We start from the raw sequence: 13173 nt of genomic DNA, 5'->3' as shown, positions 1-13173 counted from the left end.
GTCAGTGTCCTTTCGAATACGTGCTGGCGATCTGCTTGCGATCGGGCTTGCCCGTCGACGTGCGCGGCAGCGCCGCGTCGACGAGGTGCAGGACGGCGGGGACGGCGGCGGCGGGCAACTGGGCGGCGCAATGCCGCCGGAGCGCCAGGCTGTCCGGCGAGCCGGTGGCGCGCCTGCGCACCACGGCGTGCAGCACGGTCCCCGCGAGCGCGTCGGGCTCACCGAACACCACGGCCTCCGGGACGTCGGGGTGCGCGAGCAGTGCCCGCTCCACCTCCTGGGTGTTCACGCGCGAGCCGCGGACCTTCACCTGGAAGTCGTTGCGGCCCACCAGGGTCAGCTCGCCGGAAGCGTCGCGGCGGACGAGGTCGCCGGAGGCGAAGTAGCGCAACCGGTCCGCGCCTTCCGGATGCGGCACGAAAGCCCGCTCGGTGAGCGCCGCGTCGAGATATCCCGGCGCCTGGAACGGGGTGTTGACCAGGAGCTCGCCGACGCCCTCCCCCTCGACCACGGCTCCGTTCGCGTCGACGAGCAGCGCGCTGACCCCGTCGATCGGGCGGCCGAGCGGAATGGGGGCGTCCTGCCGTGCACCGTCGATGTGGTGCAGGAAACTGTCGTTGGTCTCGGTGCACCCGTAGAGGTTGTACAGCCGCGCGCCGGGGAACAGGCCGCGCAGCCGGTGCGCGTTGCGGGGCGGCAGCACGTCGCCGGTGGAGATCACGTGCCGGACCGCGCGGTGCGGGCCCGCGGTCGATTCGAGCAGCAGCTGGAAGCACATCGGGACCGCCTGCACGAGGTGCACGCGGTGGCGGTCGAGCAGCTCGTGCAGGTAACCGGCCCTGGTCGCGCGCGCGGCGTCGACGAGCACCACCTTGCCGCCCGCGGCGAGCGTGGTCCAGATGTCGAGCAGGCACAGGTCGAAGTTGAGCGGCGCGTAGTTCAGCGCGGTCTTCGGGCCGCTGCCGAAGAAGGCGGCGCGCGCCCAGCCGACGAACCTGCCGACCCCGCCCGCGGTCAGCGGCACGATCTTCGGCACCCCGGTCGACCCGGAACTGGTCAGCAGGAACAGCACCGCGTCCGGTCCGCCGTCGTGGTCCGTGAGCGGCCACGGGACCAAACCGTCCGATGTGGACAGATCGACGACGTGGCCGGCCGACGGCGACGGCGCCGCGGACATCGTCACGTGGCAGCGGGCGTTGTCGAGCAGGTGCGTTTCGGTGGCACGCGGCAGCGTCGTGGACATCAGCAGCACCGGATGTCCCGCGCTCATCGCGCCGAGCACCAGCGCGATCGTGTCCGGTGTCTTCTCGGCGCGCACGGCGACCGGCGCGCACGGCTCGAGCCCGAGCGCGACGAGCGCGGCACGGGCCCGGCTCGCCCGCAGGACCAGTTCGCCGTACCCGACTTCCTCGTCACGCCAGATCAGCGCGGTCGCCTCGGGCCGCGCGGCCGCGTGCGCCGCGATCGCCCCGACCAACCGGTCGGTCGTCGCGTTTCCAGCTTGATTTTCGCAGCCTGAGGCGGCCCGCCCGAGTCGCACAGAAATCCCCCACGAGAAAAGGAAACATGTTTGACAAAATAGTTCGATCTTGCCCGGACACGTCTCCCCACGAGTTTCCCCGCGCCTCGGTGCTGACGCAAGGTTATTTCAGTTTTCCGCTGATCGGGACGGACGGTCGGAGCATTTCGCGTGACCCGTTCAGGCTAAGGTGGACCGTTCGAACTCCCGATAATGGTCCGGCAGACGGGCCAACGCGATGCCCGGCGAAATAACTCCCGGTATTCACAACAGTATTGTGTTTTCCGGGAAACGATCAACGGCGACATCCGATCGACTGCGACCGGGACGCTTCCCACCATGATCGAAAACGTTTTTCGGGCACATCGTAACAACTGTCCGCCGGGTCGGTCAGTTGATATCGACGACCGGCACGTGCTCGACCACCTCCCGGCGACGAGCACCGAAACCCCTTCCAGACAAGGGGTTCTCACATCCCGGGAGCATCAGGTCGGCGCACGCCCGCCATCGAGCGCCAGCTCCGCGCCGCCGCATCGACCCGACGACAGCACCAATCGGAACCGGTCCGCGTGAGCAAGGGGACGAACCGGCCGAATCCCGGAATCCGGCGAGGCGCAACCGCGTCACCACCCGACAGGTGCCACCTACACTGCGTAACACCCGCGTCACGACCAATTACCACAATCCGAGTGCGGGTTTCTGTTCGATAATCCCATACGAAGGAACGGGCGTCATTACGCTCCGTGAATAGCCGCTCCCCAGCCGCAACCACATTGAACACAAAGGCTGCGACAGAGTCCGCGACCGCGGCACAGATACATCGCCTTCGAATTTTTCAGATGATGGGCTGCATTAACCCGGTCGCGGGCCCGTGCCGTTGCAGTTCCAGCCACGCCCGGCTCAGCCTGGCGACCAGCTCGGTCAGCACGTCGATCGGAAAACTGCACGGCAGGCGCAGGTAGTTGTCGTGCGCCCCGGTCGGGTCCGTCGTCGACCCCGCGACGACCTCGACGCCGTGGCGCAGGGCGACCTGCGCGAACACCTGCGCATTGGTGTCCGGGAGCTCGATCCACAGCGCGGAACCGCCGTCGGGGGTCCGCCACCGCCACGACGGCAGGTGCTCGGTGAGCAGCTCGCGCAGGTGGTCCATCCGCGCCTGCAGCGCGCCGGCGCGAGCACGCGCGATCTCGCCGATGTCCGGGAGCAGGCGCGCGGCGAGTGCCTGGTCCAGCACCGGTGTGCCCAGATCGGCGCGGACCTTGTACCTGGCGAGCCGTTCGATGATCTCCCCCGGCCCGCGGGCCCATCCGATGCGCAGCCCCGCCCACACCGCCTTGGCCAGCGAGCCGACGGTCAGCACCTCGGCGGCAGGGGGCGCGAACGCCGCGATCGGCGGCGGCACCGACCCGCTGTCCGACGAACTGGTGGCGTAGGCGTGATCCTCCAGCAGCGGCACGTTGAACCGCACACACAGGTCCGCGACCTGCTTGCGCCTGGCCGCGGACATCAGCGTGCCGGTCGGGTTGTGGTAGGTCGGCATGACGTAGAGCAGCACCGGCTGGTGTTCGGCGAACGCCTGCGCGAGCAGATCGGGGCGGATGCCCTCGTCGTCGAGGGGAACGCCGACGAGGCGCGCGCCCGCCGCGCGGAACAGGTCGAGAAACCCCGGCCAGCTCGGCGTTTCCACGATCACCGCGCACCCCGGTCGCAGGTACATCTGCGCGACGAGGCCCATCACCTGCTGCGCGCCGGTGGTCACCAGCACCTGGTCGGCGGCGGTCGGCAGCTCGGCCGCCGCGTAGTAGGCGGCGACGGCCCGGCGCAGCGCGGGGAAACCGCGGGGATGGTAGCCGAGGTCGGCGAGCAGGTCCGCCAGGTCCGTGCGGACGAGTTCGCGCACGGCGTCGCCGAGTTCCGGTACCGCGGGCTCGATGGTCATCGCCAGCGAGATCAGTTCGCTCGGCCCGTCGACCATGCGCTGGAAGATCGACGTCGCCCTGCCGCCCGGCACCCTGCCGTCCGCGGCGAACGTCTTCGGCCGTACCGTGGCGGTCACGCGCGTGCCGCTGCCCCGCTGGCTGTCGATCATCCCGGCGCCGCGCAGCGCGTCGTAGGCGGCCACGACGGTCGCCCTGCTGATCGCCAGCCGCTGCGCGAGCTCCCGCTCCGACGGCAGCCGTTCGCCCGCGCGCAGATCGCCCGCGCGGATCGCGCGTTCCAGCGCACCGGCCAGCTTCCGGTACAGCGGTGCCCGCGAAACGGTCCAGTCGCCGAGCAGGTCCACGACTGCCCCGAGATCACCAGAACGGTCCACTCGCCTCGCCCCACTCCGCGATTGGCCTGCTGCCATCCCATCCGCTGCGAAGGTACCTCTTTTTTCCTTCCCCGCAGGGCTTTTCGCCCTGGAAGCAGCAACCCAGTCCACCTTCCCCGGTATTGGACCGGGACTGCGGGCCAGGGCGTGGGAAAGCATTGAGCGGTGCAACCAGTCCACACAGGGGTATGGACTGGTCCGCGACAGCTGGAGGATCTCGCATGGGGGCATCCGACGTGACCGGTCAGGACCTCGACCGGCTCCTCGCCCGCTGGAACGACACGGCGGCCGCCGTACCCGGCACGACGCTGCCGGACCTGTTCGCCGACCAGGTCGCGCGCACGCCGCGAGCGACGGCCGTCGTCTTCGAAGGCGTGCGGCTGACCTACGCGCGGCTCGCCAAGCGGGTCGGCGATCTCGCCTCGGCTCTTCGCGCGCGGGGAGCGGGGCCTGGCCGGATCGTCGCCGTCGCGGTGCCGCGCTCCCTCGACCTGATCACCGGCCTGCTGGCCGTGCTGGAAACCGGCGCGGCCTACCTGCCGATCGACCCGGACTACCCGGCCGACCGGATCGCGTTCATGCTCGCCGACGCCGAACCCGTGCTGGTGCTGACGACGACGGCGACCGGTGCCGTGCTCCCAGCAGGCACCGGCACGATCCTGCTGGACCGGATCGATCACACCGCGGCGCACCCGAACGGGCACAAGCCACCGCGGCCGACACCGCACGACGCGGCGTACGTGATCTACACGTCCGGCTCGACCGGGCGGCCGAAGGGCGTCGTCGTCCCCCACCGCGGCATCGTCAACCGCCTGCTGTGGATGCAGGAGGAATACCGGCTCGGCGCGGACGACCGGGTGCTGCAGAAGACCCCTTCCAGCTTCGACGTTTCGGTGTGGGAGTTCTTCTGGCCGTTGATCGTCGGCGCCACCCTCGTCGTGGCCCGCCCGGACGGCCACCGCGACACCGCCTACCTCGCCGAGACGATCCAGGCGGCAGGCATCACCACTGTCCACTTCGTACCGTCGATGCTGCGGGTGTTCCTGACCGAACCCGCCGCCGCGGCGTGCACCGGGCTCCGCAGGGTGATCTGCAGCGGTGAAGCGCTCCCCGCCGATCTCGCGCAGCGCTTCCGCGAGACGATCGGCGTCGGCCTGCACAACCTGTACGGCCCGACCGAGGCGTCGGTCGACGTCACCTACTGGGAATGCGCCGACGAACCGGGGCGGACCTCGGTCCCGATCGGCCGTCCGGTGTGGAACACCAGGGTGCACGTGCTGGACGCGGAGCTGCGCCCGGTGCCCGTCGGCGAGATCGGCGAGCTCCACCTGGCTGGCGTGCAGCTCGCGGACGGCTACCTGCGGCGGAGCGCGCTGACCGCGGAGCGGTTCGTGGCCGATCCGTACGGCCCTGCCGGTTCCCGCATGTACCGCACCGGCGATCTGGCGAAATGGCGCGAAGACGGTGTGCTCGAGTACGCGGGCCGCGTCGACCACCAGGTGAAGATCCACGGCCAGCGGATCGAACTGGGCGAGATCGAAGCGACGCTCGCCGCCGATCCCTCGGTCGGGCAGGTCGCCGTGACGCTGCGGGAAGACCGCCCCGGCAGCCACCGCCTCATCGCGTACGTGGTGCCCGCGACGGACGAGTTCGATCCGGCGCGCCTTCGCCGTTACGCCGCGGACTCGCTGCCGGAGCACATGACCCCCGCCGCGATCGTCGCGCTCGACGAGTTCCCGCTGTCACCGAGCGGAAAACTGGACCGCGCCGCCCTGCCCGCACCGCCCAAGGTCACGGCGGGCGAAGGCCGGGCACCGGTCACCCCGGTCGAGCGGACCCTGTGCGCTCTCGTGAGCGAGGCGCTCGAAGTCGCCGATGTCGGTGTGGACCACGACTTCTTCGACCTCGGCGGGGACAGCATCGCCGCGATCCGCCTGGTCAGCGCCGCCCGCAGGCACGGCCTCACGTTCACCCAGCGCGACGTGTTCGTGCGGCGCACCGTCGAACGGCTCGCGCCCGTGGCCTCGGCCGCGGCGCAACCGGTTCTGTCCTCAGTGGACAGTTCGACGCTCCCGGACGGCAGCGTCGTCTTGCCGCTCACTCCGTTGCAGGAAGGGTTGCTGTTCCACGCTTCCCTCGATTCGGACGCGCCCGACGTCTACACCATGCAGCTTTCCTTCGAACTGCGCGGCGACGTGGAAACGGGCGCGCTGCGCGCCTCCGCCGAGGCGTTGCTGGACCGGCACCCGAACCTGCGCGCCGGGTTCCCGCACGACCGGTTCGACCGTCCGGTGCAGGTGATCCCGGCGCGCGTCGCACTGCCGTGGGCCGAGATCGACCTCACCGGGAAGCCCGATCCCGACGCCGAAGCGGACCGGCTGGCCGAGGCCGAAGCCGCGGTGCGGTTCGACCTCGCCGCGCCCCCGCTGCTGCGGTTCACCCTGCTCCGGCTCGGAGCGCAGCGGTGGCGGGTGCTGATCGCCCACCACCACATCCTGATCGACGGCTGGTCGACGCCGGTGCTGGTGCGCGAATGGTTGTCCGGCAAGGGTTCCGCGGACGTCCCGCCGTACCGGCACTACCTCGGCTGGCTCGCCGGTCTCGACCGCGCGGCCGCCGAACGCGCCTGGACGGAGACGCTGGCCGGGGTCGAGGAACCGACGCTGGTCGCCGCCCCCGGCAGCAGCCGCGAACCCGGTGAAACCGAGCAGGTCGTCACCGCGCTGTCGCCAGCGTCGACGACGGCACTGCGCGAGATCGCCCGGCGCACCGGGTTCACCGTGAACACGGTCGTGCAGGCGGCGTGGGCCGTGCTGATCGGTCAGCTCACCGGCCGCCACGACGTCGTGTTCGGCACCACCGCCTCGGTCCGCCCACCCGAGCTGCCCGGCGCCGAATCGATGATCGGGTTCTTCCTCAACACCACGCCGGTGCGGGTCCGGCTCGACCCGGCGCGCTCCCTCGTCGAACTGCTCACCGCGGTGCAGGACCAGCAGTCGGGCATGGCCGAGCACCAGTGCCTCGGGCTGTCCGATCTGCACCGGCTGACCGGTCTGGACGAGCTGTTCGACACGCTCACCGTGTTCGAGAACTTCCCCGCTGACCCGGTCTCGCCCAGCGGTGCGATCGAGGTCGGCGAGCTGACCACCACCTACCCGAGCAACTATCCGCTCAGCCTGTACGCGATTCCCGGTGACCGCCTCCGAATGCGGCTGTGCTTCCGGCCGGGTGTCTTCGACCGCGCTGAGGCCGAGGATCTGGGGCAGCGCCTTGTGCGTGTGCTCGAAGCGTTCACCGAGGACCCGCACCAGCCGGTGGGCAGGCTCCGGCTCCTCGGCGAGGAAGACCTGGCACTGGCGATCTCCGGCCGCAACCAGACCGCCCGCCCGTTGCCCGGCGGCGATCTCGTGGACCTGTTCGAGCGGACCGCGGCGGCGAATCCGGGAAGCGTCGCGGTGCTTTCCCCGACGCGGAGCCACACCTACGCCGAGCTGAACGCGCGCGCCAACCAACTGGCGCGCGTGCTGATCGCCGAAGGCGCGGCGCCGGAACGCTTCGTGGCGCTCGTCCTGCCCCGCACCCCGGACCTGGTGGTCGCGCTGCTCGCCGTGCTCAAGGCGGGCTCCGCCTATCTGCCGATCGATCCCGACTACCCGGCCGACCGCGTGCGCTACGTCCTCGACGACGCCGAGCCCGCCCTGGTGGTCACCACCACAAAACTCGCCCGAGACCTGCCCGGAAACGTTGTCGCACTGGACGATCCGGCCACGTCCGCCAAGGTGCGCGAATGCCCGGGAAGCGATCTCACCGACGCCGAGCGCGGCCCGCTCCTGCCGGACAGCGCCGCCTACGCGATCTACACGTCCGGCTCGACCGGACGCCCCAAGGGCGTGGTGATCACCCGCTCGGCGTTCGGGAACTTCCTGCTGTGCATGCGCGAGCGCTTCCCGCTCGACGGCACCGACCGGCTGCTTTCGGTCACCACCATCGCGTTCGACATCGCCGGGCTGGAGATCTTCGTACCGCTGCTGTCCGGTGCCGCCGTGGTGATCGCCCCCAAGGACACCGTGGTCGACCCGGAACCGCTCGCAGCGCTGATCCGCGACACCGGCACGACGATCATGCAGGCCACGCCGTCGCTGTGGCAGTCGCTGCTGACCACCGTGCCGTCGAGCCTGACCGGGCTGCGGATGCTGGTCGGCGGCGAGGCGTTGCCTGCCGGTCTTGCCTCGGGCATGCGCGCGCTGGCCAGTCAGGTCACAAACCTATACGGGCCAACGGAAACCACGGTGTGGTCGACGGCGGCGGTGCTCGATTCCGACGGCACGCCCACCATCGGCGGGCCGATCTGGAACACCCAGGTGTACGTGCTGGACTCCGCGCTGCGCCCGGTGCCGACCGGGGTCACCGGGGAGCTGTACCTCGGTGGCGACGGGCTTTCCCGCGGCTATCTCGGCCGCCCCGGCCTGACCGCCGAACGGTTCGTCGCGAGCCTGTACGGCCCGCCCGGCTCCCGGCTGTACCGCACCGGTGATCTGGCTCGCTGGCGCGGCGACGGCGAACTCGACTTCCTCGGCAGGGTGGACCACCAGGTCAAGGTGCGCGGGTTCCGCATCGAACTCGGCGAAATCGAGACCACGATCGCGGCTCACGACGACGTGGTGCGCTGTGCGGTTGTGGTCCGCGAAGACCGGCCAGGCGACAAGCTGATCGTCGCCTACGTGACGGGCCGCGCGCCGGATCCCGCGGCGCTGCGCGCACTCGCCGCCGGCTCGCTGCCCGAATACATGGTGCCCGCCGCGGTCGTCGTGCTGGACGAGCTGCCGCTGACGCCGAACGGCAAGCTCGACCGCGCGGCGCTGCCCGCGCCGGATCTGCTGGCGTCGAACGGCACGGTGGCGTCGCGGGGAGCGCGAACGCCCCGTGAAGCGGTCCTGTGCGAGCTGTTCGCGGAAGTGCTCGGTACCCCGGGGATCGGAGTCGACGACGACTTCTTCCGCGCGGGCGGGAACTCCCTGCTGGCGATCAGGCTGGCCAGCAGGGTGCGCGCGGTGCTGAAGGCGGAGCTGCGGATCAAGACGGTGTTCGAAGCCCCGACCGTCGGCAAGCTGGCCGGGTTGCTCGGCGGTGTCTCCGACGCGGTCGCACCGCTGACCCGCCGCCCCCGCCCGGAGCACGTGCCGCTGTCGTTCACCCAGCAGCGGCTGTGGTTCCTCAACCGCTTCGAAGGGCCGTCGTCGACCTACAACGTGCCAGTGGTGCTGCGCCTGTCCGGAACGGTCGACGTCGAAGCGCTGCGAGCCGCGCTGGGCGACGTGGTGGGCAGGCACGAGCCGCTGCGCACCGTGTTCGCCGCGGGCGGCGACGATCCGCACCAGCTCGTGCTGGACGAAGTCCCCGCGCTCACCGTGTCCGAAGTGGACGAAGAGAACCTCGGCGCGGCGTTGCGGGCCTTCGCGCGCACCGGTTTCGACCTGGCCACCGAACTGCCCGTGCGCGCGCACCTGGTGCGGACCGCACCGGACCGGCACGTGCTGCTGCTGGTCCTGCACCACATCGCGGTGGACGGCTGGTCGCTGAGCCCGCTGGTGCGCGATCTCGCCTCGGCCTACACCGCGCGGTGCTCCGGAAGGAGTCCGGAGTGGACACCGCTGCCGGTGCAGTACGCGGACTACGCGCTGTGGCAACACGAAATGCTGGCGGACCGTCCCGACGGCGCGCTCGCCGGGCAGCTCGACTTCTGGACGAAGACGCTCACCGGCGTCCCCGATCACCTCGAACTGCCCACCGACCGCCCCCGGCCCGCGGAGCTGAGCAACCGGGGCGGCACCGCGACCATCCACATCGGACCGGAACCGCACGGCGCCATGGTCGCGCTGGCACGGAAGTCCGGTGCGACGGTGTTCATGGTGCTCCAGGCCGGGCTGGCCGCGCTGCTGACCCGGCTGGGCGCCGGCACCGACGTCCCCATCGGCACCCCGGTCGCGGGGCGCGCCGACGACGCGCTCGACGATCTCGTCGGCATGTTCGTCAACACCCTCGTGCTGCGGACCGACACCGCGGGCAATCCGTCGTTCCGCGACCTGGTCGAGCGCGTCCGCGAGGTCGACGTCGCCGCGTTCGCCAACGCGGACACCCCGTTCGAGCGGCTCGTCGAACGCCTGCAGCCGGCGCGATCGCTGGCGAGGCATCCGCTGTTCCAGGTGATGCTGGTGTTCCAGAACGCCCTGCGCGACACGGTCGACCTGCCGGGGCTGACCGCGTCGGTGGAGACGCTCGGCATCGGGGTCGCGAAGTTCGACCTGACCCTCGACCTCCACGAGCGCGCCGGGGCGGACGGCACGCGCGACGGCATCGCGGGCGTACTGGAGTACAGCACGGACCTGTTCGACCAGTCCACCGCCGACCTGTTCGCGGCACGGCTGGTGCGGTTGCTCACCGACGCGGCGAACGCGCCGGACAAGACCGTCAGCGAGCTGGAAATCCTTTCGGAGGCGGAAAAGCGGCAGCTGCTGCACGAGTGGATGGGCCCGCGCGAAGAAACCCCGCTCGCGCCCTTGCCGACGCTCGTCGAGGCGCGGGCGCACGCCACCCCCGACGCGGTCGCCGTGTCCTTCGACGGCACCGAGACGACCTACGCCGAGCTCAACGAGCGCGCGAACCGGCTGGCGCACCACCTGATCCGGCTGGGCACCGGCCCGGAGGACCTGGTGGCGCTGGCCCTTCCCCGCTCCACCGAGCTGATCGTCGCGTGGCTCGCCGTGCTCAAGACGGGCGCGGCCTACCTGCCGATCGACCCCGGCTACCCCGCCGATCGCATCGAGTACATGCTCATCGACGCCGAGCCGGTGCGGGCGCTGACCGTGCGCGCGGTGGCCGGGCAGCTGGCCGGGTTCGGCGTGGACGCGGTCGTGATCGACGAAGAGTCCACTGTGGACGCTTTAGCGGGCTGCCCCGCGAGCGACGTGACCGACGCCGACCGGCGGCACGCGCTGTCGGTGGACAACACCGCGTACGTCATCTACACCTCCGGGTCGACCGGCAGGCCCAAGGGCGTCGCGGTGACCCACCGCGGGATCGGCAACGTCGCCGCCACCCACATCGACCGGCTCGGCCTCGACGCGTCCAGCCGGTTCCTGTTGGTCGTGTCGATCAGCTTCGACGTGTCGATGGCCGATATCGCGATGGCGCTGCTCGCCGGCGCCACGCTGGTCGTGCCGCCGCCGGAGGCACGTGCCGCGGGCGACGACCTCGCCGCGCTGATCAACGGCAACGCGATCACGCACACCGACGTGGTCGCGTCGATGCTCGCCTCCATACCGGAGCGGGACCTGCCGACGTTGCGCGGGTTCGTGGTCGGCGGCGAGTCCTGCACCGCCGAACTCGTCCGGAAGTGGTCGCCCGGCCGCACGATGATGCAGGTCTACGGGCCGACGGAGACGACGGTCGTGGCCACCATGAGCGATCCGCTCGCCGCCTCGGCCGAGGACGACGCGCCGCCGATCGGCAGGCCGATCCCCAACGCGGTGGCGCGGGTGCTCGACGCGAACCTGCGGCCGGTGCCGCACGGGGTCACCGGCGAGCTGTACATCACCGGCGCCGGGCTCGCCCGCGGCTACCTGCACCGCCGCGGCCTCACCGCGGAGCGGTTCATCGCCGACCCGTACGGCGGGCCGATAGACACAGCGGCGCAAAGCGCCTCCGTGGGGGGTGGTGGCCGGGCGACGGGTGGGCGTGTGTACCGCACCGGCGACCTGGTGCGCTGGCGCGCCGACGGCAACCTGGAGTTCGTCGGCAGGGACGACAACCAGGTCAAGATCCGCGGGTTCCGCATCGAGCTGGGCGAGGTCGAGGCCGCGGTCGCGAGCCACGGCACCGTGCGGCAGGCGGTGGTGATCGCGCGGGAGGACCAGCCGGGGCTCAAGCGCTTGGTCGCTTACGTGGTCGCGGACGGCGCGGCACCGGATCCGGCCGAGCTGCGCGCGCACGCGGCCGCCGTGCTCCCCGAATACATGGTGCCGTCGGCGTTCGTGGTGCTGGACGCGATCGCGTTGACCGCCAACGGGAAAGTGGACCGGCGAGCGCTGCCCGCCCCCGATCTCAGCGGCATCGTGTCCGACCGGGCTCCCCGCACCGCCCGCGAGCACGCGCTGGCCGCGGTGTTCGCGGACGTGCTCGGCCTGCCGCGCGTCGGCATCGACGACAACTTCTTCGACCTCGGCGGGCATTCCCTGCTCGCGGCGAGGCTGATCGGGCGGATCCAGGCGGTGCTCGGCGTGGACGTCGGACTCCGCGCGCTGTTCGAGGCGCCCACGGTGGCGACGCTGTCGGAGCGGCTGGGCACCGCGTCGGGCGGCGATCTTGACCTGCTTCTTCCCTTGCGCGGCAAGGGAGACCGGACCCCGTTGTTCTGCGTGCACCCCGCCGTCGGGATCGGCTGGGTGTACTCCGGCCTGCTGCGGCACCTCGGCCACGACCGCCCGGTGTACGCGCTGCAGGCGAGCGGGCTGACCGATCCGGCGAACCCGCCTGCCTCCGTCGAGCGGATGGCCGAGCGGTACGTCGCGGCGATCCGCGCGGTGGCACCGCACGGGCCGTACCTGTTGCTCGGCTGGTCGTTCGGCGGGCACGTGGCACACGCCATGGCGACGCGCCTGCAAGCCGATGGCGAGCGCGTCGACCTGCTCGCCGTACTGGACGCCTACCCGGCGGGCGCAAGCGAACCAGAGGAGGTACCGGACGTGCTCACCGCGATCCTCGAATCGATCGGAGTCACCGCGGACGAACCACTCGACGAGAAGGCGTTCCTCGCCGCGCTGAACCGCGCGGGCAACCCGCTCGCCGGTGTCGCCGAGACCCACCTCGACGCGCTGGCGTCGGTGTTCGCGGGCAACGTCGCGGCCGCTTCCCGGTTCACCCCCGGCCGGTTCACCGGGGACCTGCTGCACTTCCGGGCCACCGGCGGCACTTCGGCGGCGGACCCCGCCGACTGGGAGCCGTACCTGACCGGCTCGGTGGAGGTCGTCGACGTCGCGTGCACGCACGGCCGGATGACCCAGCCGGAGCCCCTCGCCCGGATCGGCGGCGAACTCGCCGCCCGGATCGACACCACAGAAGGAGTACGACCGTGACCAATCCGTTCGAGACCGCCGACGCCGCGTTCGTCGTACTGGTCAACGCCGAGAACCAGCATTCGATCTGGCCCGATTTCGTCGAAGTTCCCCATGGCTGGGAAACCGTGTACGGCCCCGACGCGAGGCAGGTGTGCCTCGACTACATCGAAGAGCACTGGACCGACATGCGCCCGCAGAGCCTGATCGACGCGCAGCGGCGGCGCTGA

Annotated in this window: 3 protein-coding genes and 1 pseudogene; 2 read left to right on the top strand and 2 right to left on the bottom strand. The window is 71.1% G+C overall.

The window, feature by feature from the left end:
* Window position 1: 1 nt before the first annotated feature.
* On the bottom strand, window positions 2–1477 hold the full coding sequence (locus HUW46_RS37665) for an AMP-binding protein (RefSeq protein WP_215543474.1): 1476 nt from the start codon (window positions 1475–1477) through the stop codon (window positions 2–4).
* An 877-nt stretch (window positions 1478–2354) separates the two neighbouring features.
* Window positions 2355–3833 carry a MocR-like transcription factor YczR gene (yczR, locus tag HUW46_RS37660; RefSeq protein WP_254125289.1) on the bottom strand — a complete coding sequence of 493 codons (1479 nt, stop codon included), beginning with the start codon at window positions 3831–3833 and terminating at the stop codon, window positions 2355–2357.
* A gap of 236 nt (window positions 3834–4069) precedes the next feature.
* Here yczR and HUW46_RS37655 point away from each other — a divergent pair.
* Window positions 4070–12964, top strand: a pseudogene (locus HUW46_RS37655) (amino acid adenylation domain-containing protein); the annotation flags it as partial.
* The gene (locus HUW46_RS37650) at window positions 12961–13173 is read left to right on the top strand and encodes an MbtH family protein (RefSeq protein ID WP_215543471.1); all 213 of its coding nucleotides are present in this window, start codon (window positions 12961–12963) and stop codon (window positions 13171–13173) included. The pseudogene HUW46_RS37655 and the gene HUW46_RS37650, both read left to right, overlap by 4 nt.

The sequence above is a fragment of the Amycolatopsis sp. CA-230715 genome (assembly GCF_018736145.1).
GTDB lineage: Bacteria > Actinomycetota > Actinomycetes > Mycobacteriales > Pseudonocardiaceae > Amycolatopsis.
Note: the sequence above shows the minus strand (reverse complement) of the source record. Positions and strands in the feature narration are given on the sequence as shown.